The 23,492-nt window shown below is 67.2% G+C and carries 20 protein-coding genes; 16 read left to right on the top strand and 4 right to left on the bottom strand.

Annotation, left to right across the window (positions count from 1 at the left end):
* Positions 1–12 precede the first annotated feature (12 nt).
* The 7 genes from VLI63_RS03880 to gatA all read left to right on the top strand — a co-directional run bounded on the left by VLI63_RS03880 (position 13) and on the right by gatA (position 9,017).
* Positions 13–1,197, top strand: coding sequence for a cysteine desulfurase family protein (locus tag VLI63_RS03880; RefSeq protein WP_409155595.1), 1,185 nt, complete (start codon positions 13–15; stop codon positions 1,195–1,197).
* Positions 1,190–1,732, top strand: coding sequence for a hypothetical protein (locus VLI63_RS03875; RefSeq protein ID WP_409155594.1), 543 nt, complete (start codon positions 1,190–1,192; stop codon positions 1,730–1,732). The genes VLI63_RS03880 and VLI63_RS03875 overlap by 8 nt, the downstream gene beginning before the upstream one ends.
* A 139-nt stretch (positions 1,733–1,871) precedes the next feature.
* Entirely contained in the window at positions 1,872–2,981 is a 1,110-nt protein-coding gene (gene mnmA / locus VLI63_RS03870; protein WP_409155593.1) for a tRNA 2-thiouridine(34) synthase MnmA, read from the top strand.
* Positions 2,982–3,187: 206 nt separating this feature from the next.
* Positions 3,188–5,467, top strand: a complete 2,280-nt coding sequence (gene ligA, locus VLI63_RS03865) for an NAD-dependent DNA ligase LigA (RefSeq protein ID WP_409155592.1) — start codon at positions 3,188–3,190, stop codon at positions 5,465–5,467.
* A gap of 149 nt (positions 5,468–5,616) precedes the next feature.
* Positions 5,617–7,074, top strand: a complete 1,458-nt coding sequence (locus tag VLI63_RS03860; RefSeq protein ID WP_409155591.1) for an alpha/beta hydrolase — start codon at positions 5,617–5,619, stop codon at positions 7,072–7,074.
* A 90-nt stretch (positions 7,075–7,164) separates the two neighbouring features.
* Positions 7,165–7,488 (top strand): Asp-tRNA(Asn)/Glu-tRNA(Gln) amidotransferase subunit GatC, encoded by a 324-nt coding sequence (gene gatC, locus VLI63_RS03855; protein ID WP_354574813.1) that lies wholly within the window; start codon positions 7,165–7,167, stop codon positions 7,486–7,488.
* Positions 7,488–9,017 carry an Asp-tRNA(Asn)/Glu-tRNA(Gln) amidotransferase subunit GatA gene (gene gatA / locus VLI63_RS03850; RefSeq protein ID WP_409155590.1) on the top strand — a complete coding sequence of 510 codons (1,530 nt, stop codon included), beginning with the start codon at positions 7,488–7,490 and terminating at the stop codon, positions 9,015–9,017. The genes gatC and gatA overlap by 1 nt, the downstream gene beginning before the upstream one ends.
* Positions 9,018–9,044: 27 nt before the next feature.
* Here the strand turns inward: gatA and VLI63_RS03845 are convergent, their stop codons facing one another.
* Positions 9,045–9,671, bottom strand: a complete 627-nt coding sequence (locus VLI63_RS03845) for a CGNR zinc finger domain-containing protein (RefSeq protein WP_409155589.1) — start codon at positions 9,669–9,671, stop codon at positions 9,045–9,047.
* Between the two features lie 38 nt (positions 9,672–9,709).
* On the opposite strand from VLI63_RS03845, the gene VLI63_RS03840 reads away from it, so the two are divergent.
* The 8 genes from VLI63_RS03840 to VLI63_RS03805 all read left to right on the top strand — a co-directional run bounded on the left by VLI63_RS03840 (position 9,710) and on the right by VLI63_RS03805 (position 16,756).
* The gene (locus VLI63_RS03840) at positions 9,710–10,720 is read left to right on the top strand and encodes a DMT family transporter (RefSeq protein WP_409155588.1); all 1,011 of its coding nucleotides are present in this window, start codon (positions 9,710–9,712) and stop codon (positions 10,718–10,720) included.
* Positions 10,713–12,212, top strand: coding sequence for an Asp-tRNA(Asn)/Glu-tRNA(Gln) amidotransferase subunit GatB (gatB, locus tag VLI63_RS03835; protein ID WP_409155587.1), 1,500 nt, complete (start codon positions 10,713–10,715; stop codon positions 12,210–12,212). Before VLI63_RS03840 ends, gatB begins: the two co-directional genes overlap by 8 nt.
* Positions 12,213–12,255: 43 nt before the next feature.
* Positions 12,256–12,543, top strand: coding sequence for a putative quinol monooxygenase (locus VLI63_RS03830; RefSeq protein WP_409155586.1), 288 nt, complete (start codon positions 12,256–12,258; stop codon positions 12,541–12,543).
* A gap of 567 nt (positions 12,544–13,110) precedes the next feature.
* Positions 13,111–13,749, top strand: coding sequence for a PadR family transcriptional regulator (locus VLI63_RS03825; RefSeq protein WP_409155585.1), 639 nt, complete (start codon positions 13,111–13,113; stop codon positions 13,747–13,749).
* A gap of 129 nt (positions 13,750–13,878) precedes the next feature.
* Positions 13,879–14,220, top strand: a complete 342-nt coding sequence (locus VLI63_RS03820; RefSeq protein ID WP_409155584.1) for a hypothetical protein — start codon at positions 13,879–13,881, stop codon at positions 14,218–14,220.
* 75 nt (positions 14,221–14,295) lie between these two features.
* A complete protein-coding gene (locus tag VLI63_RS03815) occupies positions 14,296–15,066 on the top strand; it encodes a YidC/Oxa1 family membrane protein insertase (protein ID WP_409155583.1) in 771 nt (256 codons plus the stop codon).
* 116 nt (positions 15,067–15,182) lie between these two features.
* Positions 15,183–16,058, top strand: a complete 876-nt coding sequence (locus VLI63_RS03810) for a septum formation family protein (protein WP_409155582.1) — start codon at positions 15,183–15,185, stop codon at positions 16,056–16,058.
* Positions 16,059–16,156: 98 nt separating this feature from the next.
* Positions 16,157–16,756, top strand: a complete 600-nt coding sequence (locus VLI63_RS03805) for a DUF6611 family protein (RefSeq protein ID WP_409155581.1) — start codon at positions 16,157–16,159, stop codon at positions 16,754–16,756.
* A gap of 52 nt (positions 16,757–16,808) precedes the next feature.
* On the opposite strand, the gene VLI63_RS03800 is transcribed toward VLI63_RS03805, so the two are convergent.
* Entirely contained in the window at positions 16,809–18,188 is a 1,380-nt protein-coding gene (locus tag VLI63_RS03800; protein WP_409155580.1) for a pyridoxal phosphate-dependent decarboxylase family protein, read from the bottom strand.
* Positions 18,189–18,264: 76 nt separating this feature from the next.
* Here VLI63_RS03800 and VLI63_RS03795 point away from each other — a divergent pair, with 76 nt between their 5' ends.
* Positions 18,265–20,178, top strand: a complete 1,914-nt coding sequence (locus tag VLI63_RS03795) for a prolyl oligopeptidase family serine peptidase (protein WP_409155579.1) — start codon at positions 18,265–18,267, stop codon at positions 20,176–20,178.
* Positions 20,179–20,201: 23 nt separating this feature from the next.
* Here VLI63_RS03795 and VLI63_RS03790 read toward each other — a convergent pair whose 3' ends face one another.
* Positions 20,202–21,926, bottom strand: a complete 1,725-nt coding sequence (locus VLI63_RS03790; protein WP_409155578.1) for a TIGR03767 family metallophosphoesterase — start codon at positions 21,924–21,926, stop codon at positions 20,202–20,204.
* 157 nt (positions 21,927–22,083) lie between these two features.
* Positions 22,084–23,466 carry a serine hydrolase domain-containing protein gene (locus tag VLI63_RS03785; RefSeq protein ID WP_409155577.1) on the bottom strand — a complete coding sequence of 461 codons (1,383 nt, stop codon included), beginning with the start codon at positions 23,464–23,466 and terminating at the stop codon, positions 22,084–22,086.
* Between the last annotated feature and the right edge of the window lie 26 nt (positions 23,467–23,492).

Below are 23,492 nucleotides of genomic sequence, written 5' to 3'. Positions count from 1 at the left end.
GAGGTGTCATCCGTGCCCGTGTATCTCGACCATGCCGCCACCACCCCGATGCTTCCCGAGGCGATCGCCGCGTACACCGAGGCTCTCGGCATCGTCGGCAACCCGTCGTCCATCCACTCCCAGGGCCAGAATGCCAAGCGGATGCTGGAGGAGGCCCGGGAGCGCGTCGCGGAATCCCTGGGTTGTGACCCGATCGAGGTCGTCTTCACCTCCGGCGGAACGGAGTCGGTGAACCTCGCCGTGAAGGGGCTGTACTGGGCGCGGAACGCGAGCGGCACCCGTCCCAGGATCCTCGTGCCGCGCGGCGAGCACCATGCCACCATCGACACCGTCGAATGGCTGGAGCGTTACGAGGGCGCGATCATCGACTGGGTGCCGATCGACGAACTGGGCCGCGTGCGGGTGGACGCCCTCTCTGAGCTGCTCGAGCAACATGACGACGTAGCCCTGGTGACCCTGCTCTGGGCCAACAACGAGGTGGGCACCGTGCAACCGATCGCCGAGATCACCGCGCTCGCCGCCCGCCACGATGTGCCGGTGCATTCCGACGCGATCTCCGCCTACCGTCACGTGCCGATCGACTTCGCCGCCACCGGTCTCGCGGCACTGTCGGTCTCGGCGCACAAGATCGGCGGCCCGTTGGGCATGGGAGCCCTCGTTCTCGACCGTTCCGCCGTTGTCGTTCCGCTCATCCACGGGGGAGGGCAGCAGCGCGATGTGCGGTCAGGCACCCAGGACGTGCCTGCCGCGATCTCGTTCGGGGTGGCGGCGCAGCATCCGGTGGCCTCGTTCGCGTCGCTCCGGGACCGCCTCGTCGCCGGAGTCCGGGCGGCCGTGCCGTCGGCCGTGCTGCGCGGCGACCCCGATCCCGGTGCGCGCCTCGACAACAACGCCCACTTCACCTTTCCCGGCTGTGAGGGCGATTCCCTTCTCTTCCTCCTGGATGCCGCCGGCGTGTCGGTGAGCACCGGATCGGCCTGCCGCGCCGGAATCCCCGAGGCATCCCACGTGCTGCTCGGCATGGGGCTCACCGAGGCGGAAGCCCGCGGCGCACTGCGCATCACCGTCGGGCACACCACGACAGAGGCCGACGTCGACGCGTTCCTGCTGGCATTGCCCGGGGCCGTGGCGCGCGCGACGCGAGCGGGCCTCAATGACCGGGATGTCGCGGCGCGGGTCGACAGTGTCGATGCCTAGGCGCACATCCTCGGCGATCGCTGCCGCATTCCTCGTACTGATGCTCGCGATTACCGGCTGCACCGCGTCTCCGGCACCCACTCCGAGCCCGACCGAGAGTGTTCCGGCGGATCCGGCTCTCACATCGGTGTTCCCCGACGACTTCACCGGCGAGGCAGCGAAGTCGGAGACCGTGCGGCTCGCGGATGCCATCGTGGCACTGTTACCCGCGTCGATCGTCGTGCACGTGGACAACACCGACCAGCTCGTGCCGGCGACAGCATCCTCCGGGTCGTACTACGGAGTGCTGCGGATCATCTCGCTCGACGCCTCCAACGATCCGGTCGCCATCTCGAAGGCGATGGTACAGAAGATCGAAGCCTCGGGATGGACCGAGCGACAGTCATCCGATGATGCGACGGGAGTGCACATCGTGACGCTGTCGAGCAATCGCAAGCCGAACATCTCGTGGCTGCTGCAGCTGAGTGGGGACCCCAGAGTCTCCGGGCAGTCGGTGATCCAACTGCAACTGGCCAGCCCGGACCTGCCCGGCTGACACCGGTCGCCCGAATCTCGGCACACGGGCCACTTGCAGCGTGCCCACTTGCCGATCTCGCCTTCTTCGGGGTGCCCGACGCCCGCGCAGGAGGAACGCGCGAGAGGGTGCCGCGAAACCCGCGCCTACACTGGAAGTCATGAAGGTATTGGCGGCGATGAGTGGCGGAGTGGATTCCGCCGTTGCGGCCGCGCGCGCCGTCGAGGCCGGCCACGAGGTGGTCGGCGTGCATCTGGCTCTCAGCCGCATGCCCGGCACGCTGCGCACGGGAGCCCGCGGATGCTGCACCATCGAGGACTCGATGGATGCCCAGCGGGCGGCCAACATCATCGGTATCCCCTACTACGTGTGGGACTTCTCGGAGCGTTTCGCTCTCGATGTCGTGGACGACTTTGTGGCCGAATACTCGGCCGGGCGCACCCCCAACCCCTGCATGCGCTGCAACGAGCGCATCAAGTTCGCGGCCCTGCTCGAGAAGGCCCTCGACCTGGGTTTCGATGCGGTCGCCACCGGGCACTACGCCACGATCCTCACCGACGACGACGGCAATCGCGAACTGCACCGGGCCGCGGCGTGGGCGAAGGACCAGTCCTACGTGCTCGGGGTGCTCACGGCGGAGCAGCTCGCGCACAGTATGTTCCCGCTCGGCGCGACCCCCTCGAAAGCGGAAGTCCGCGCGGAGGCCGCCGAGCGCGGCTTCAGCGTCGCGACGAAGCCCGACAGCCATGACATCTGTTTCATCCCCGACGGCGACACCCGCGGCTGGCTCGCGGATCGGGTGGGGGCCGAAGCAGGAGTCATCCTGGAGCGGGATGGATCCGTCGTTGGCAGTCACGAGGGGGCGGCGGCCTTCACCGTCGGCCAGCGCAAGGGCCTGCACCTCGGAGTCCCGTCACCGGACGGTCGTCCCCGGTTCGTGCTCGAGGTGAGGCCATCGAGCAACACCGTTGTCGTGGGTCCGAAGGAGGCTCTCGATCTCGCCGAGGTGGCCGGATCCAAGTTCAGCTGGGCGGGGCTCCCACCCGCCGACCCGTCCACGGAGTTCGCCTGCCACGTGCAGATCCGTGCCCACGCCGACCCGGTGCCCGCGGTCGCCGTGCTTCTGGATGGCGAGATCATCATCCGCCCGGATGTTCCCCTCAACGGTGTCGCGCCCGGCCAGACCGCCGTGCTCTACCTCGGCACCCGCGTCCTGGGGCAGTGCACCATCGACCGCACGGTCTCCGCGGTTCCGCTGCCCGCACGCTGATCTCCCTTTTTTGCCTTTCATCATTCAGGAAGGTGTGGGGCTGACGGGTCAGGAGTGACTGGAGGGTTCCCACCAGGGGTCTCCCGCATCATCCGTCTCATACCTTCCTGAATGATGCGCACCACTCGGGGGACGGATGCCCCGTGCTCGGGCAGGCGGCGGCACCGGGAGTGCGGGAGGTCGGCGGTCGAACCTAAGCTGAAGCGGTGGCGAACCTGGAGAATGACACCGCGGAAGACCTCACCCTCGAACAGGCCGGGGAGGAGGCCGGAGAGCTGACGGCGCGCGTGCTGGAGCTGCGCGACGCGTACTACGAGCGCGACGAAGTTCTCGTGGCTGACGAGGAATACGACCGGATGCTGCATCGGCTCGAAAAGCTGGAGCGCCTGTTCCCCGAGCTGCAGAGCCAGGACTCTCCGACCCAGACCGTCGGTGGTCGCGCCGATTCGACGCTCTTCGCCCCGGTGCGGCACGCCGAGCGGATGCTGAGCCTCGACAACGTGTTCTCGCTCGAGGAGTTCGCCGAGTGGGCCGCAAAGGTCGAGCGCAACGCCGGCCGGCACATCGACTATCTGTGCGAGCTCAAGATCGATGGACTCGCCATCAACCTTCGCTACGAAAACGGTGTGCTCGTGACCGCAGCGACGCGCGGCGACGGTGTGGTCGGTGAAGACGTGACCGAGAACATCGCGTTCGTGAAGGTGATACCGACGAAGCTCGCCGGCACCGGGCATCCGCCGGTCGTCGAGGTGCGCGGCGAGGTCTTCTTCGAGTCCGAGATCTTCGAGCAGCTCAACGCCGATCAGGTCGCCGCGGGGGAGCGGGTATTCGCGAACGCGCGAAACGCGGCATCCGGCAGTCTTCGCCAGGTCGCAGAGAACAAGACTGCCGTGCAACTCGAGCGGATGCAGAAGCGGCTCGGTCGCCTGAGCATGCTCGTGCACGGCATCGGTGCGTGGGCGAATCCGCCCGTTGACTCCCAGTCGGCCACCTACGGACTCCTCGCGGAGTGGGGCCTGCCGACCAGCACGCACTTCCGGGTGGTGAAGTCCGCGTCGGATGCTGCGGAGTTCATCGAGTATTTCGGCGAGCACCGCGGCAGCGTCGAGCACGAGATCGACGGCATCGTGATCAAAGTCGATGAACTCGAGCTTCACGACGAGCTCGGTGCGACGAGCCGGGCGCCCCGATGGGCGATCGCGTACAAATATCCGCCGGAGCAGGTCAACACCAAGCTCCTGGACATTGTGGTGAGTGTCGGGCGCACCGGCCGGGTCACCCCCTTCGCCGTCATGGAGAAGGTGCGGGTGGCGGGCAGCGAGGTGCGCCAGGCCACCTTGCACAACCAGGATGTCGTCAAGGCCAAGGGGGTGCTCATCGGTGACACTGTGGTGCTGCGCAAGGCCGGCGATGTGATTCCCGAAGTGCTCGGCCCGGTCGTCGAACTTCGCGACGGTACCGAGCGGGAATTCGTGATGCCGACGAACTGCCCGGAGTGCGGAACCCTGCTCGCTCCAGCGAAGGAGGGAGATGTCGACCTCCGGTGCCCCAACGCCCGCAGTTGCCCCGCCCAGGTTCGCGGTCGTGTCGAGCACGTCGGCAGCCGGGGTGCGCTCGATATCGAAGGCCTCGGCGAGGTCGGCGCCTCCGCTTTGACCCAGCCCGATGTGCCCGTCGATCCGCCGCTGGTCACCGAGGCCGGGCTGTTCTCCCTCACGCTCCGCGACATCTTTCCGATCACCGTTCGTGTGCGGGACCACGAGACCGGGCTCGTCAAACTCGATCCCGACGGATCGGAGCGCACCGAGACGCCCTATCGCAAGAGGCGCAAGAAATCGGGGAAAGGGGCCGACCCCGCATTCGATCCCCGTGCGACCGATTTCGCCGGCGACGAGGACTCCGTGCCATCGTCGGCCGCCGAGAAGTTGCTGTCCGAGCTGGAACTCGCGAAGACCAAGGACCTGTGGCGCATCCTCGTGGCGCTGAGCATCCGCCATGTCGGGCCGGTCGCCGCCCGTGCACTGGCCGCCTATTTCGGTTCCATCGCCGCGATCCGGGCGGCGAGCCGGGAGGAGCTCGCCGCGGTGGACGGAGTGGGGGGCATCATCGCCGACGCCCTGATCGACTGGTTCTCCATCGATTGGCATGTCGAGATCATCGACCGGTGGGCGGATGCCGGCGTGCGGTTGAGCATTCCCGGTCATGCCGGCCCGGGCGCGGCGGTTGCCGCTGGAGGGCCACTCTCCGGCATCACCGTCGTCGCGACCGGGAGCCTGGAGGGGTTCACGCGAGAGGGGGCACTCGAAGCGATCATCGCGGCCGGCGGCAAGGCCGCGTCGAGCGTCTCGAAGAAGACGGACTTCGTTGCAGCGGGCCCAGGAGCAGGTTCGAAATTGACAAAAGCTGAGGAATTCGGCCTTCGCATCATCGATGCAGCGCAGTTCGCCCTACTCCTCGAATTGGGCCCGGAGGCGCTTAACAGCTGATTCCCGAGCTAGTCTCGCGTGTAAACACCGCGTGACGATCTGGTGCCGGCCAGCAAAAACCTAGGTCAGAGGCATATTCGACCCTACTATTGGGGGTAGAAACAGATTCCCGTTGCTCACGGTGTTCCCCCGAATGCCGGATCCAACGATTGGATACAAACCTTTTGCTGTTCGACGTCGCAGCAGTCCTCTCGCCTTCCGGCGCGCTCGGTGGGGTGGCAGAGGCCTTCGGCGTACACGAAATCAGCCGCCAGATCTCGGCGATCGTGGTGTCGGTCGATCCCTCGACGCAGGATCAATCGCTGTTCGGAGGGCTCTTCGCCCCGGTCGGCTCTGGAGCGGGCGTGCTTTCCTACGGCGGCCCCCGGCCTTCGGATGTGACTCAAGCGAGCGCCCACTCCACGCCTGTCGACCCCTCGCTTCTTCCCCGCAGCAGCGGCAGCGAGACCCTCGACCGACTGACGGTGCTGTCCGGGTCCGATGTCGCGGCCTTCGTTTCCCGCAACCCCTCGGCGGTGCAGAGACTGCTGGTGAGTCCGCCGCGAGCCAGTTCGGTTGCGGCCTGGTGGGGATCGCTGCCGAGTTCGGGAAAGAAGACCCTCTCGACGGAGGCGCCCGAGGTGGTCGGCAATCTGGACGGGGTACCTTTCGCGGTGCGTGACCGGGCAAACCGCCTCACCCTCACCCGCTCCGTCGCCGAGCTCGAGGCATCGATCGCGTCTGGTGCGGGGCGTGCGAAGCTCGTCGAGAAACGCCACCACCTCGACATCCTGGAGCAGGTGAAGAAGACCGTGCAGCGCACGAGCGGCGAACCGAAACGACAGCTTCTCACGCTCGACACTGCAGGTGAGGTGCGAGCGGCCGTGGTGGTGGGCGACCTCGGCACCGCGGACTACGTGAGCTATCTCGTGCCCGGCATGTTCTTCACCGTGCAGGGGCAGATGTACGACTGGACCGTGATCGCGCAAGACCTGCAGTCGCAGCAGTCCGGTTGGTTGAAAACGCTGTCGACCACCGATCCTGCGCTCACCGGCAAGACCGCAGCCACGGTGGCCTGGATCGGCTACCAGACACCGGGGGTGCTCGACATCGCCTCGCTCGATCGAGCGCAGAGCGGCGCTAGTTTTCTCGGCCACGCCATCCAGGGACTCCGCGCGGCACGAGCGGACACCCCACCGTTTGTCAGCCTGGTGACACACTCCTACGGATCCACCGCGGCGATGATGGAACTCGCGAAGGGCGGCATGTCCGTCGATGCGCTCGCCATCATCGGTTCCCCCGGGTCTGCCGCTCAGTCGGCTTCGGCCCTTGCGGTGACCAAGGGCAACGTCTTCGTCGGCGAAGCGGCCTGGGACCCGATCGTGAACACCGCCTTCTACGGCAGCGACCCCGGCGCGCCCAGCTTCGGCGCGAGAAAGATGGATGTCGCGGCCGAGACCGATCCGATAACGCACAAGCCGCTCGCCGCCGCGGTTGGCCACCTCGGGTACTTCGACACCGGCACCACGGCGATGCGCAACCTTGCGCTGATCGGACTCGATCAGGGCGCGCTGGTCTCCTCCGGCTCGCCGGAGGATGCGACCCGCACGCTCGCCGACGGTCGCTGAGCGACGCCCGACAGCCGGATCGGATCGGCGCTCACGCGCGTGCGAATAGAATCGGGTGTCCCCCCCAAGCGATCCAACGCACGGAGTTCCATGTCTGAAAATCCTGCTGAGCCCGACGGCCGTATCACCACCGATCAGGTCGCTCACCTCGCAAACCTCGCCCGCATCGCGCTCACACCCGCCGAGATCGAGAAGCTCACCGGTGAACTGGGCGTGATCATCGACTCCATCGCGAAGGTTTCCGAGGTGGCAACGGCGGATGTTCCGGCCACGAGTCATCCGATTCCCCTCACCAACGTGTTCCGCCCCGACGTGATCGGCGACACGCTCTCGCAGGAGGAAGCGCTCAGCGGCGCCCCCGAGCACGACGGAAGCCGATTCAAGGTCTCTGCAATCCTGGGGGAGGAGCAGTAATGTCCCATGTCGACGGCACCGCCGATCTCACCCGCCTCAGCGCGGCCTCGCTCAGCGAACTCCTCCAGGCGCGCGAGGTCTCGAGCGTCGAGGTGACCAGGGCGCACCTCGACCGCATCGCCGCGGTCGATGGCGATGTGCACGCCTTCCTCCATGTCTCGAAGGACGCCATCGACACCGCGGAGGGTGTCGATGTGCTGCGCCGCAGCGGTGACCAGCTTCCGCCGCTCGCCGGTATCCCGATCGCCATCAAGGACGTGCTCTGCACCCTGGACATGCCCTCCACCGCGGGAAGCAAGATACTCGAGGGCTGGATCCCTCCCTATGACGCCACGGTGGTGCGCAAGCTTCGCGAAGCCTTCCTCGTGCCGCTCGGCAAGACGAACATGGACGAATTCGCCATGGGATCGTCGACCGAGTTCTCGGCGTACGGCGTGACCCACAACCCCTGGGATCTGGATCGCATCCCCGGCGGATCGGGCGGAGGAAGCGCGGCAGCGGTAGCGGCGTTCGAAGCACCGCTCGCACTCGGCTCGGACACGGGTGGCTCGATCCGCCAACCCGCAGCGGTCACCGGATCCGTCGGGGTCAAGCCCACCTATGGCGGGGTGAGCAGGTATGGCGCGATCGCACTCGCGAGCTCTCTCGACCAGGTGGGTCCCGTCTCCCGTACGGTTCTCGACGCCGCGTTGTTGCACGACGTGATCGGTGGTCACGATCCACGAGATTCCACCTCCCTGCGGGACGAATGGCCGAGTTTTGCCGCGGCGGCGAAGGCCGGACAGCTGAAGCGCAACCTGAACGGTGTGCGTGTCGGCGTGGTGAAGGAGCTCGACGCGCCCGGCTTCCAGGCCGGGGTCAGCCAGCGCTTCCACGAGACCCTCGATCTGCTCGCCTCCAACGGAGCAGAGATCGTCGAGGTCAGCGCACCGAACTTCGAGTACGCCGTCGCCGCTTACTACCTGATCCTGCCGGCGGAGGCCTCCAGCAACCTCGCGAAGTTCGATTCTGTGCGATTCGGACTCCGAGTGAACCCTGTGGAGGGAGGGACGGTCGAGGATGTGATGGCCGCGACCCGTGAGGCCGGTTTCGGTCCGGAGGTCAAGCGACGCATCATCCTCGGCACCTACGCGCTCAGCGCGGGCTATTACGACGCCTACTACGGCAGCGCGCAGAAGGTGCGCACGCTCATCCAGCGCGACTTCGCCGCGGCCTTCGAGAAGGCGGACATCCTGATCAGCCCGGCAGCGCCGACCACCGCGTTCCGGATCGGCGAAAAGATCGACGATCCGCTTGCCATGTATCTCAACGACGTGACCACGATCCCGGCGAACCTCGCGGGCATCCCGGGTATGGGGCTACCGATGGGGCTTGCTCCGGAGGATGGATTGCCCACCGGCCTCCAGCTCATGGCACCGGCACGCGCGGATGCCCGGCTCTACGAGCACGGTGCCGTCATCGAGGCCCTGCTCGAAGACAGCTGGGGTCGCACGCTGATCAGCCAGGCACCGGAGCTGGCCACGCGTTAGCTGTGCCCGGCGGCACCATCCGCGGGGTCAAGCGCCATCGGCTCGAAATCCCATCGAAACCGTGCCGCCGGTGCGTCCGTGAGTGAGCTCATCGACCGCCGGCACGTCGTCGGCGGCGCGCTCGCGGAAGGCGACCATGTTCATCCGGTTGCCGCAGCGCACGCTGCAGTACCGTTTCGACCCATTGCGGGAGAGGTCCACGAGCACCCCGGAGCAGTCCGGTGCGTCGCAGGTGCGGAGCCTGTCCATCGCGTCCATACGGATGACATCGGCCAGGGCGAGCGCCACCTCGACCCGCATCCGCTCCGCGAGGGGCGCATCAGCCGCCGTCGCGTGCCAGTGCCACCCGGAGTCGTCGTGCCGGGTGAGCTGGGGGAGGGCGCCCGCTTCCGCCAGCATCGCGTTCACCTCGGTGACGGCACCGTCCCGCCCGAGGTCCCAGATCTTCCGCAATCGCTGCCGCGTGAGCGCGACCTGTGCGCGCTCCGCCTCGTCGTGATCGATGCGGCCGGAGTACCGGAAACGGGCGAGAATCGCGTCGAGATCACCGATCGTGGTGAGCTCGTCCGACCCGCTGCGGGAGGCAAGCGGATGAGTGTTCGCCAAGGCGACGGTGAATTCGAGTGTCTCCACGGTGTCAGGGGCAAAAAGCAATTTGACTCCTTACTTTTGACCAGACTACCGTCAGCAGAATGAAGCCTTCGTCCACCTCGCTCGGCCTGGTCATCGCCGTGATCGCCGCCGCGACCTTCGGCATGTCGGGCGCCTTCATCAAGCCCCTTCTGGAGGCGGGTTGGAGTCCCGCGGCCGCGGTGACGGCGAGGGCGCTCATCGGCGGACTCGTGCTCGCGCCGCTCGCCCTGTTCTCGCTCCGAGGCAGGTGGTCAACGCTCTGGCGCGCCCGGTGGCGCATCGTGGCGATGGGGCTCATCGGCGTGGCCGGCACCCAGCTGGTCTACTTCGCCGCCCTGCAACGGATTCCCGTGAACACGGCGATTCTCATCGAATACATGGCGCCGCTGCTGCTGGTCGGGTTCGTCTGGGTGACCAGTCGGCGGATGCCCTCCGCCGTCGTGCTCATCGGCTCGGTCGTGGCCGTGGCGGGTCTCGTTCTCGTGGTCTCGCCGCGTGGGGGAGGCGGTTTCGACCTCTTGGGCCTCGGCTTCGCGACGCTGGCGACGGTAGGGTGCGCGATCTACTACGTGGTCGCGGCCCGGCCGAGCGATGGTCTTCCGCCGGTAGCGCTCGCGGCGTGTGGACTCGTGCTCGGCGGGCTCGTACTCGGGATCGCGGGCCTCACCGGTCTCGTTCCCTTCACGGCGACGTTCACGACCGTGCATCTGCTCGGCACGATGGGGAGTTGGTGGGTGCCTCTGCTCGTCGTCGGCGTCTTCGCCACGGCGGTCGCCTACGCCAGCAGCATCACCGCGACCGAGATGCTCGGCTCCCGGCTGGCTTCCTTCGCCGGCCTGCTCGAGGTCATCGCGGCGGCGCTCTACGCGTGGATCCTGCTGGGGGAAGACCTCACGGTGCTGCAGCTGATCGGGGGAGCGCTCATCCTGGCCGGCATCGCCTTCGTCCGCGCCGAGAAGCGGGGTGCCGCGACGATGCTCGAAGCGGGCGCGAACACCGAGCCGATCGCCGTGCCGTCGCCATCCGAAGATCCTCCGCTCGCCACGCCCGTAGAATCGTCTGGTGGCTAAAGCTGAACTGATGGACTATGACCGTGCGATCGAGCTCTTCGAGCCGGTGCTCGGTTTCGAGGTGCACGTCGAACTGAACACGAAGACCAAGATGTTCAGCGACGCGCCGAACTTCTTCGGTGGCGAGCCCAACACGAACGTCACGCCCGTGGACCTCGGACTTCCGGGCAGCCTCCCGGTGGTCAACGAGCAAGCGGTGAAGTACTCGATCAGCCTCGGGCTGGCCCTGGGCTGCAGCATCCGCCCCTCCAGCCGCTTCGCGCGCAAGAACTACTTCTACCCCGACCTGGCGAAGAACTACCAGATCAGCCAGTTCGACGAGCCCATCGCCTTCGATGGCAGCGTCGAGGTTGAGCTCGAGGATGGTCGCACCTTCCAGATTCCCATCGAGCGTGCGCACATGGAAGAGGATGCCGGCAAGCTCACCCACGTCGGCGGCGCCACCGGGCGCATCCAGGGTGCGGAGTACTCGCTCGTCGACTACAACCGCGCCGGCGTGCCCCTGGTCGAGATCGTCACCAACATCATCTACGGCGCGGAACGGGATGCCCCGGAGCTCGCAAAGGCCTATGTCTCGACCATCCGCGACATCGTGCGGTCCCTCGGGATCAGCGACGCGAAGATGGAGCGCGGCAACCTGCGCTGCGACGCGAACATCTCGCTGTCCCCGCGCGGATCCGGCACGCTCGGCACTCGCACCGAGACGAAGAATGTCAACTCCCTGCGAAGCGTCGAGCGGGCCATCCGCTATGAGATCCAGCGCCAGGCGGCGATCCTCGCCGACGGTGGCACGATCATCCAGGAGACCCGGCATTGGCACGAGGACACCGGCGTGACGTCCGCCGGCCGGCCCAAGAGCGACGCCGACGATTACCGCTACTTTCCCGAGCCAGACCTTCTTCCCGTCGAGCCCTCGCTCGAGCTGATCGAGGAACTGCGTGCCGCGTTGCCCGAAGCACCGGCGGTTCGTCGTCGTCGGCTCAAGGAGGCCTGGGGCTTCACCGACCTGGAGTTCCAGGATGTCGCGAACTCCGGTCTCCTCGTCGAAATCGAGGAGACCACGGCCGCGGGTGCTTCCGCAGCGCAGGCCCGCAAGTGGTGGACCGGCGAGATCGCCCGGCTGGCCAACGCCGCAGACGTGGACGCGTCGTCCCTCGTCTCGCCACTGCATGTCAGCGAGCTGATCGCCCTCATCGAAAACGGCGAACTCACCGACCGGCTGGCGCGCCAGGTGCTCGAGGGAGTCATCGCCGGCGAGGGTTCGCCCGCCGCGGTCGTCGAATCGCGGGGCCTCAAGGTGGTGTCGGATGACGGTGCGCTCATCGCTGCGATCGACGAGGCTCTCGCGGCCCAGCCCGACGTGCTCGAGAAGATCCGCGACGGCAAGGTGCAGGCCGCCGGCGCGGTGATCGGTGCGGTGATGAAGGCGATGAAGGGCACGGCGGATGCCGCCCGCGTGCGCGAACTCGTGCTGGAGCGCGCGCAGCAGTAACGGCCGACACCGCACCCGAACCGAACAGACTGGAGCCCCGGAAATGACCGTCACCGCAACACTCGAACTCTCGATCGCCCCCGAGTCGGCTGATGTCGCGCACTCGGTGATTCACGAGGTACTCGCTGCGACGCGGGCGTTTGCCGGCAACCAGGGTGTCGAAGTGCTCGTCGATGTGACGAACCCGCTGCACATCGTGGTGCTCGAGCGGTGGGAGTCCCTCGAGGCCGATGCCGCCTACCGTGCCTGGCGCGCGGGCGATGGAGCATCGAACCTGGGCACCGTGCTCGCGGGCCCGCCGGTGCTCACGGTTTTGACGACCTCCGAGTGAGAGATCGGTCATCCTGCGGGATCCCTCAGGACTGATCCCGTGAAAAACTTCCCTGCGTCCACGCGCTGACGGCCTGCCGTATTTGCGGTGCCGGACTGACTGCAGTGCTGAACCGACTGCGGTCGGTGCCGCCTGCAGTCATTACTTCTTGCAGTCACTACCTCATTAAAGTCACTGACCAGCCGCGACCCTCGGTTATCCGGCTCATAACCTGCCACGGCCGCTCGAGCGCAGTATCGCCCACCCGCTCGGTGTGCTCGTGCCGGTGGATGCAGTGCAGGCGATGCGAAGTGGTGTCGTCTCGTCGCAGCGCTTGGTCGGACCGGGTGGGAAGGGAGCATCGAGGCCGAGACTGCCCACGATTCGCAACCGGAGGGACGCTTCGCCGACCCGCTCTCGCGCCGCTCGATGAGCCCGCGGAAATATTCGATCTCGCCGCACTCAGCACATTGACAGCAATGAGGCTTGCTTCGCGATAGTCAACGATATATCTTTGACCCATCGCAGAAACTCTGCGATGGCTCAGCAAGATATCACGTAGCTGGGCGAACGAAAGGACATGCGATCATGAAACGCAATCACGATATTCACAACAGAAACTTCCACCCCTCCGACCATCACCCGCTTCGGTTCAATCACGAGTCCGCCGGTTCCGGCGAAGGCCGCGGTGGAGGCCCCGGATTCGGTGGCTTCGGCGGACCGGGTTTCGGGGGACCGGGCTTCGGCTCCGGTTTCGGCGGGCCGGGATTCGGACCACGCGGTCCCCGCAGGGCGGGCAAGGGCGATGTTCGCTCGGTCATCCTCTCCCTGCTGGCCGAGGGCCCGTCCAACGGCTACGGCCTGATCAAGGCGATCGCCGACAAGACCAGTGGTGCCTGGCGCCCGAGCCCCGGCTCGGTCTATCCGACGCTCCAGCAGCTCGTCGACGAGGACCTCATCGTCTCCGTTGGCGACGGTCGGAAGACCGAATTCGAACTCACCGATGCCGGCAAGACCTACGTCAGCGAGCACGCGGATGACTTCGCCAAGGCCTGGGAGGCGACCCCCGGTCGCTCCGAACAGGCTGGAGCATTCTTCGAGAGCGTCGGAAAGCTGATGGGCGTCGCCCAGCAGTTCCGTCACTCGGCAACGGACGCCCAGCGGGCGGCCGCCATCGAAAAGCTGGATGAGGCGCGCCGCGCCCTCTACCTGATCCTGGCGGACTGAAACCGCAATGCGATCACTCCGAAGGCCGGTTCCCACTGCGGTGGGACCCGGCCTTCGGTGCGTTCACGCCGGGGTGAGTACGCCCTCCGGAGTATGGTCTGTGGCCGCTCCGCGGGGTACGGTTGCCGAATGAGCACGTCGAAGGCACAGCCTGTCGCGATCGCGACACGGCTTCTCACTGCCCTTTCGACGATGCTTCCGGGCGGACTCGCGGTGCTTCTTCTCGTGTCCATCGCGGCATCGGATGGCGGCCACGGTTCGCTCACCGTTCTCGGCATCGCCGCTGTGACGGTGGCGAGTGCAGCAGCCATCGGCTACTCGCTCGTGCTCGTGGGCTCCGCCGAGATGACCGTCGGCGCGCGAGCGCAGGTGCGGCGTTCCGTCGCCTTCGGCATGCCTGCCCCGCAGCATCCGACCACCCCTGGGCGTCCCCGCACCAGGGCACCCTCGCAGTCGATCCCGGCCACCTAGCAGAGCCCCCGCGCAAGCGGATGCCTTGTGGCCACACTCGGTCACCCATCCGTTTCGACTGCAAGGACTCTCATCGTGGACCTCTTCTCGTTTGCCCCCATCGCCACTCTTCTCGACCTGGCCTACTCCCTCGTCGAGGGTCTCGCGGCCCTCGTCTCTCCCCTCGCGGGCGCGGCCAGCGCAACCGTCGCCATCATCCTGCTCACCGCGATCGTGCGCACGCTGCTCATCCCGGTCGGCGTCTCGCAGGTGAAGGCTGAGGGTACTCGCCGTCGCCTTCACCCGCAGATCCTCGCCCTGCAGCGACGACACAGGAAGGATCCGCTGCTGCTTCAGCAGAAGACGGCGGCGCTCTACAAGGCCGAGAACACATCGCAATTCGCGGGCATCCTGCCCGCCCTCGCCCAGGCGCCGGTGCTCTCTCTCGTCTATGCACTCTTCATCCGCGTCACCGTGGATGGGCATCCGAATGCGCTCCTGACCGAACGCCTGTTCGGAGTGCCGCTCGGCACCACCTTTGTGCAGCTCGCAACCACCGGGGCGGCCGGCATCGTCGTCTACCTCGTGCTGTTCGTGCTGATGGCCGGCTTCGCGTGGTTGTCCCGGCGAGTCGCACTCCGGCTCGTGTTGCCGAATCCGGATGCGCCGGAATCGGCTGCCACGATCGCCCGGGTTCTGAGCTGGATGCCGTTCCTCACCATCGCCTTCGCGGCATTCGTTCCCCTCGCCGCGACGATCTATCTCGCGGCGACGACCGCCTGGACCCTCGGCGAGCGGGCGCTGCTGCGGCGCCGCTATTGGCGTGCCGGGGAAACGGATTCGCCTCTCGCTCCCGCGATGAGCTGACGATGGACGGGGCTCGCTGAAGCCCGCAGATCCGCCCCGTTCGAGGGGACGCGAAGACTCCCATGGCTGCGTTATTCTCAACTATCGGTCAGGGATCCAGTGAGGGAAACAGCAGAATGAAGCAGTCTCGAATCCTTCGTGTTGTGGCCGCGGGGCTGTTGATCCCCGGACTGCTCTCCGGTTGCGCCTTCCTGCCGCTGGTGAACACCGTCGCCGAGAAGGTGAATGGATCGAGCGTCTTGCCCTCGGTCGGCGATTGCTGGCACACCGACTTCACCACCATCGATTCGGACTACACCTGGACCAGCGGGCATCCGGTCGACTGCGCAACGGACCATCAGAGCTATACCTATGCCGTGCCCGTTCTTGCCAAGTCGCTGCCGCGCACACTGGTCGACGACTCCACCGGCTCAGTGCGGGATGACATCGACTCGGCGGCTTTCGAGAGTTGTGATGCCGCCTCGGCGCACTTTCTCCCCAGCAGTACCCTTCAGGAGTCCCGTCTTGAACCGGGCTACTTCCTCCCCTCGGAGGCAGCGTGGGCTGCCGGGGCCCGATGGGTGCGCTGTGATTTCGCGATCATCGCCTACGGAAGCTCGTTCTCGGACCCCCGGTTGGAGAAGTTGCCCGCGAAGATCAGCGAATTCGTCCGCGACGCGGAGTCCCGGCCGGAGATTTTCGCCCTGTGCGTGAACACCACGGAGAGCACCGACTCCAGCGACCCGTTCAGCTCGGACTCCGCGACCTACGCCGACTGCGCGAAGGATCCGCAATGGAGGGAAGCCTCGGAGGACGCCCTGCCGGGTGACGATGGGGCACCGTTCCCCAGCGAGAAGGTGCGCAACGCCTTCGACCAGGCGCACTGTGGCGACCCGGCGGATGCCGCTGGAGTGGTGTGGGTGACGTACGAACCGACGGCGGACACCTGGAAGAGCGGCGACCGCATCGTCGAATGCTGGGTGGCCACTGCGCCATCCGGCCCGACTGCCTGAGCGGTGCCGAAAGGCGCGCAATGGCCCGACCTCGCCGTCAGGATCGCGTAGGAGTTTCGTAAGGATGCCCCGCCGGCCGCGGGAGCGGGCGTAGACCTGTGGCTGTGTCAACAGAGTCCCTGCCCAAGGAATCCGGGCCGAAGAAGCCCTCTCCATCAAGAAGCGTCGCACGAACCCCCCTCGATAGCCATCACGCATGGGGTCGGGTGGAGCTCCCGAATCTCGCGGACGTGAACCGGAGGGGGTGGGGTCGCTACCGGCTCACCGTGTTCCCGCCCGGCACCAACGAATCGGAACGGCGCTTGCTGGCCCTCTCCCAGTCGTGGTGCGGCTGGGGATTCGCGGTGGCGCTGATCTGCGCGGTCGTGCTCGCGGATCTTCGATCCCCCGCCGCCCTCCTCGGGCTCGGGGTCGTCTATCTGGCCGGCCTGGTCGCCACGCGTGCGCTCACTCGGCGGGTTCGGAGCGAACTGCGCGTCGTGTCGGCGATCGTGACCTGCCTGGCAGGGGAGAGCCGGCTAGTCGGCCAACCCGAGCTGTTTCGTCGCAGTCTCGAGCGCCTCGAGCAGCTGGATGCCGAATCCCGCGCCGGCCGGCTCAGCCCGGTGCAGTTCGAGGCGGGCTGGTCAGCGGTCTACAGTGCGCTCGATGATCGCGCTGCCCGGGGCAATCGCGTGTGGGGCACGCTCTGCCTGTAGGCGATGCGCATCGCTGCGAAGGGCCAGCAGGCGGGCCGTCCTTCGCCCGGCTCTAGCCGGCCATCGCCCGTCTCACCGCGTCGATGGCGATGGCCAGGTCCGCGTCATCCGTCGACCAGTTGCTCACCGAGATGCGCAGGATGTCGCGGTCCTGCCAGCGCGATCCGCTCATCCAGACCGCGCCATCGGCGATGAGGTTCTGGGTGACCCGGCGGGTGTTCTCGTCATCCCCGAACGCGAGGCTCACCTGCGTGAAGACGACATCGTTGAGCACCTCGACACCGGGGAGAGACGAGAGACCATCGGCGAGAGCGCGGGCGTTCGCGGCGAGACGCTCCACGAGCGCGATCACCCCCGAGCGTCCGAGCTCCTGCAGGGCGGCCCACACGGGAACTCCTCGCGCCCGGCGCGACAGCTCCGGCACCTTGTCGAAGGGGTCGCCCGGACCGTCGCTGGCATTGATGAGATAGCTGGTGTGCACCGCGAAGGCCGATCTCACCGCTTCCGGATGGGCGACGACCGCGATTCCGCAGTCGTAGGGAACGTTGAGCGTCTTGTGCGCATCCGTCGCCCAGGAATCCGCCATCTCGAGACCGTCGAGGTGCGTGCGGTAGAGCGGACTCGCCGCAGCCCACAGTCCGAAGGCGCCGTCCACGTGCACCCACGCGCCATGGTGATGGGCGATCTCGATCGACTCGCGCATCGGGTCGAAGGCGCCGGAGTGCAGGTTTCCGGCCTGGAGGCAGAGGATCGCCGGCCCGTCGACGTCACGCATCGCCTCGGCGAGAGCCGCGGGGATGATGCGCCCCTCGCGGTCGGCATCCACCTCGATCGGCAGTCCGAGGCCGAGGTAGCGCAGGGCGAGATCGACGGAGGCGTGTCGCTCGCGTCCGGCGAAGACGGCGATCCGCGGTGCGCCACTCAGCCCGTCCGCCGTGAGATTCCAGCCGATCCGGTCGAGCACCTGCTGTCGGCCGGCCGCGATTCCCACGAAGTTCGCCGTGGTTCCTCCGGTCGTGAATCCGACATCCGATCCGGACGGGAGTCCGAGCAGGTCAAGGAGTTCGGCCCCCGCCGCCTCCTCGATCGCGGCGACACCCGGTGTGGCGAAGCGCATCCCGGCGTTCTGGTCCCAGGCGCTCACGAGCCAGTCCGCCGCCATCGCCGAGGGAAGGGTGCCGCCCATGACCCAGCCGAAGAATCGACCGGAGGGGACTGCCATCAGACCGGGTTCGACGATCGCGGAGAGCGAATCGACGACATCGGCGGCATCGCGTCCGTGCTCGGCGAGGGGATGTGCCAGGGTCGCAGCCACCTGGTCGGCTGTCAGCCGTGGAGGCACCGGTCGGGTGGGGATGGATTCGAGCCACTCAAGGGCATGGGCATGGGCGCGCTCGAGGGGCTCTCTGTAGGCACCGGGGTCGGCCGTCACGGTATGAGGCTAGACCCGCCGGGTCTATCGGGGGAAGGGCGGAATTCCCCCACCCGGCAGCGGGCAGAATGAGACGATGACCATCACCTCTCCCTACGGAACCTGGCGCTCTCCGATCTCCGCCCGCGACATCGCCGCGAGCGGGCATCCGGTGCAGGGCGGATGCTGGGTCGGCGGGCAGGCGTGGTGGTGCGAGGGGCGACCCGAGGAGGGTGGGCGTTACGTCGTGGCGAATGCCGGGGGTGACGTGCTGCCCGCCCCGTGGAACGCTCGGAGCCGCGTGCACGAATACGGGGGAGGCGCCTGGGCCGTGACCTCCGATCGGGCGCTGGTCTTCGCCGAATTCAGCGACCAACGGCTGTACCGCCTGGACGACGGTGGCTCGGTTCCCGTGCCGCTCACGCCCGCGGGCCGCGGCTTCCGCTTCGGTGACATCAGTGTGCGGGGGTCGGAGGTGATCGCCGTCCGCGAGATCCATGCGGATGGCGCGGTCACCCGGGACATCGTGGCCGTGCAGCTCGATGGCACTGGGGCTCTCGATGGCACGGGGGCTGTCGATGGCACCGGCATCCGTTCGCTGGCATCCGGGTCGCATTTTCTCGCATTTCCGCGTTTCTCGCCGGATGGCGCGAGGCTCGCCTGGATCGGATGGGAGCATCCCCAGATGCCGTGGGACGGCACCGAACTCCGAGTGACCGAACTGGAGACCGGAACGGTCAGCACCCTCGCGGGTTCGGCCACCGAGAGCGTGCTGCAACCGGAGTGGATCGACGATGCCACGCTCACGATGGTGAGCGACCGGAGTGGCTGGTGGAATCTCTACTCCGTGACCCTTCACGGCGAGGTGGCCCCCCTCCATCGGGAAGAGGCAGACTTCGGCGGCCCGCTCTGGCAGCTCGGCAACCGGTTCTACGACGTACTCGACGATGGGCGGATTCTCGCGGTACGAACTCTCGGAGCGGACGTTCTTGTGATCGTCGACCCGGCCGATGGCACCTCGCAAGCCGTCGATCTGCCGGTGACCGGTATCCGCCTCGGGCCGCGTCACGGCAGCCGGGTGCTGCTCACGGGAGGCAGCTCCGCACTGTGCGGAGGTCTCCGCATCTTCGATCTCGACGACGGCTCACTCACCGATGTGCGCCTGGACGTCGAAGGCATGCCGGATGCGGCATACGTGCCGATCGCGGAGGCGCGGACCTTCTTCGGTGAGCGCGATGTCCACAGCTTCGTCTATCCGCCGCGCAACGGCGACTATGACGCTCCGGCAGGCGAGAGACCGCCGTACATCGCCGTGGTCCACGGCGGGCCCACCGGCCACAGCTCCGGGGGGTACTCGCCCGTCTACAGCTTCTTCACCAGTCGCGGAATCGGAATCATCGACGTGAACTACGGCGGGTCCACCGGCTACGGCCGTGAATACCGCAACCGGCTTCGCGGCCAGTGGGGCGTCGTCGACGTGGAAGATGTCATCGCCGCGGTTCGCGGGCTCGCGGATGCCGGTCTCGCCGACTCCGCTCGCCTGGCGATTCGCGGGGGATCGGCCGGCGGCTTCACGGTGCTCGCGGCGCTCACCCGATCCTCTGTCTTCGCGGCCGGAGCCTCGTACTACGGCGTTTCCGACCTCGCCACCCTCGCCGTCGAGACCCACGACTTCGAGTCCCGCTATACGGATGGCCTGGTGGGGCCGCTGCCGGAGGCATCCGCCCTCTACGCGGAGCGATCGCCCATCACTCACGTCAACGACCTGACAACTCCGGTGCTGTTGTTGCAGGGACTCGATGACGAGATCGTGCCACCGGCCCAGTCTGAGCTGTTCCGTGACGAGCTGGCGGCGAAGGGGCTGCCGCACGCCTACCTGGCCTACGAGGGTGAATCCCACGGGTTCCGGCGAGCGGAGACGATCGTCGATGCCACCGAAAGCGAGCTCTCGTTCTACGGCCAGGTGTTGGGCTTCGATCCGCCGGATGTTCCGCGGCTCACGCTCTCGTAGGGCGACTCTTCGGAGGAGCTCCGTCAGTGAAGCGGATGGAGCAACAGCAACTCGGTGTTGTGGTCTTTCGGCAGCCCCTCGTGCGCTCCGGTGTAGTGGAGATCGTTGACGGAGAATTCGCGATACAGCGAGGCGAGGGCGGCCTGGTCGCCATCCTCGTACGAGCTCTGGTACGGCGCCGCCGACTCGATCAGCGTCGTGAACAGCGAGAGCGTTCCGTCGTGGTTGTCGCAGACATCGATGATCCGCGCCTGCTGGGGAAACTCGATGTGGGACGCGGTGTTGATCTCCCAGAAGCCGCGTTCGGGGGATGGCCCGGGGCGCGGCGTGATCGCGTTGGTGTGGGAGTGACCGTTCACCCAGGCGAGCACATTCGGATAGCGCTGCAGGAGGGCGACGATCTCGCCCCCCGGGTGCCTCTTCTCGCCGGGGTTGGCCGGGTCCGGTGCGAGGTTGTCCATGGACCTACTGGTGTGATGGCTGAACAGCACGAAAAGGCGGTCATCGGCTTGGCGCATCACCCTCGCGCCGCTCTCATCGTAGGAGGTGCTGCTTCCCGAGCGCAACATCCTCTCCAGCCAGAGGAACTGGGCGTGTCCCACTGACCCGCGGGTCCATCCACCATGATTGGTCGAATCGAGGGCGATACCGGTGACTCCGGGCGAGATCTCGAAGCTGTAATACGCGATGCCCTCGTCCGCCGCCTTGGGCGTGAAACCGTGTCCGACCGGACCGGCACCGGTCGCTGATGGGTCGAGATGGGCGGCCATGAACCCCCGCGGCGAGAATGGCTTGCGCCGGTGGTCGGCAGTCACCTCCCAGCGTCGCTCTGCTCGCACCTCTCGACCGAGACGTGCGGACCGGTCTCCGGTGAGGCCCGCCGCCAGCGTCGCGTTCGCGGCCTCTGTCGTGAAACCGGTGAACTTGGTGGGGCCGGTGTAGAGCTCCTCGAGCGGCGTCCAGTTCGCGGGGATCGTGCCGCCGACGGAGTCGTCGTGGTTGCCGAACACCGAGTACCACGGCGTCTTCACCCCTTCGCTGTCGTGCTCGCGGATCACCCGGTCGAAGAACCCCTCGATGCGCGGGAATCCGGCCTTCTTGTAGCGGTCCATCACGGCGAGGTCCGGGTTGTAGTAGAGCGGATCGCCCGAGTGCTGCACGCCCTCCCACTCGGTCTCGGCACCGGAATTCGCCACGATCACCCCACCGCTCATCACCCTCAGGAACCAGTGCATCTCGAGCTCTTCGTTGTTGTCGGAGTTGTCGCCGGTCGAGACGACACAGTCGAACGCCCGGCCGCTGAACGGTCCGGTCGCGAGCTGGTTGACCCGCGCGACGAGTTGCGCTGCCGCGTGGGTTCCGAGGGCCTCCTGGGGGCGGAAGAAGGACGGGCAGGACTCTGCCATGAACTCGAAGCGCATCGGCGACTGGGCATCGATGATGTGAAGGTCGGTGAGATGCACGATCGAGGCCAGTGCCGAGCGCCGGTCGTCCCGCCCGCGCTGCGAGGCCGCGAGTTCCTCTCGCACGACCAGCGCAAAGCCCGGCCCCGCGACCAGGCGACGATATCCGCTGGTCGCGGAAGCGCTCGCCGTCTGTTCGAGTGTCGTACCTGCCGTGGTGAAAGCCCGGGAATCGGTCAGGCGGGTGATGCGAGCCTCGGCTTGTGCCGAGAGGCCACCGAGTGAGAGGAGCGCGAGCCCACCGGCCCCGGAGAGCAGGAGTGAGCGGCGGGTGACGTCTGGCACTGCGACCTCTTTCGTGGAAGGAGGAGCCTCGCTCCGGAGCGTTGCTCCGTAGCGAGACCACCTTCCCGAGGCGAGTTGGACAGACAGTAAATTGCACGACAGTGTCGCCTGAACATCAGGTCAACTGGCGGGTTCCCCGCCCACTGAGCTGCCGGGCTCAGCGGCGCGGCAGTGAGACCGCGTGGGTGTGCGGCAGGTCCCCGAAGGCCACATTCTGTGCGATATCGAGGGTCACGGCGTCATCCACGAAGGTCAGGGTGACGGTGCGCGAATACGGGGTAACGACATCGAGCGCCCGCACGACGAGGGTGTCAGGGGAGACCCAGGCGCCGCTGGCCCAGACCCGAGAATCGGCGGAACCCAGCCACTGGCCGTGTTCGAAGGCGAGCTCGGTGATCGCGCCGCTCTCGTCGACGACGAGCCGTCCGGGCTCCACCGTCACCGCAGAGACCGCCGGGTGGTCGAAGGCGAAGCGCACTCCGGCGATCCGCTCCGCAGTTGCGCTCGTCGCTTCCCCGGCAACGGTCGGGATACTGAGGCCTGCGAGCACCCGTTCCAGTGGGCTGTCCGCCGGAGGGAGCGCCGTGTCGCCGAAGGCCGGGAGCAGGTGCTCCCACACGAGGTCGAGGGCGAGCTGCGCGACCGGCAGGGCGGAGGTGAGCACCACGACGGAATCCTGCTCGGGAAGCACAAGGCAGAACTGGCCGAACGCGCCGTCGGCCCGGTACCCGCCGGGGCGGTTGCGCCAGAACTGGAAGCCGTAGCCCTGGCGGCCGTCGAGATCATGATCGGCCGCAGCGGTGACCACCTGAAGGGAGGTGGCTTCATCGATCCACTCGGCGGGCACGAGTTGTCTGCCGTTCCACTGCCCCCGCTGCAGCAGGAGCTGACCGAAGGTGGCCAGCTGTTCGGTCGTGATGCTGAGCCCCCACCCTCCGGCGTCGATGCCCTGCGGGGAGCTCTCCCAGGTGGCATCCGTGATTCCGAGCGGCTCGAAGAGACGTGGGCCGAGATAGTCGAGCAGGCGCTGTGCGGTGAGGCGCTGCACGATCGCCGAGAGCACGTGTGTCGCGCCGCTGTTGTACAGGTAGTGCGTGCCCGGCTCGAACTCGAGAGGCTGAGCGAGGATCACGCGAGCCCAGTTGTCACCGTGGGTGCTGTCCGCGAGCGAGACGGTATCGACGGCGTGCCCGGTCGTCATCGTGAGCAGGTGGCGCACGGTCAGGGCGGCGAGGCGCGCGTCGATCTCGGCGGGAAGATCCTCGGGCAGCAGGTCGACGACGCGGTCGTCGAGGGACAGGAGCCCTTCGCTGATCGTGAGCCCAATGGCCATTGCGGTGAAGCTCTTGCTCACCGAGAACATCATGTGGGGATGCCCCGCAGAATAGGGCGCCCACCACCCCTCGGCGATAACCCGGCCGTGACGCACGATCATCAGGCTGTGGAGGCTGTCGAGGCCGGCATCGGCGGCGCGGATGAAGTCGAGGATGGCGGACGAGGCCATGCCCTCGGCCTCTGGGGTGCTGCGGGGGATCGTCATGGCACCATTCTGCCGCGCCCGCAGCC

This window comes from Lacisediminihabitans sp. H27-G8, from assembly GCF_046156175.1.
Classification (GTDB): domain Bacteria; phylum Actinomycetota; class Actinomycetes; order Actinomycetales; family Microbacteriaceae; genus Lacisediminihabitans.
This window is presented reverse-complemented; position numbering and strand designations above follow the sequence as displayed.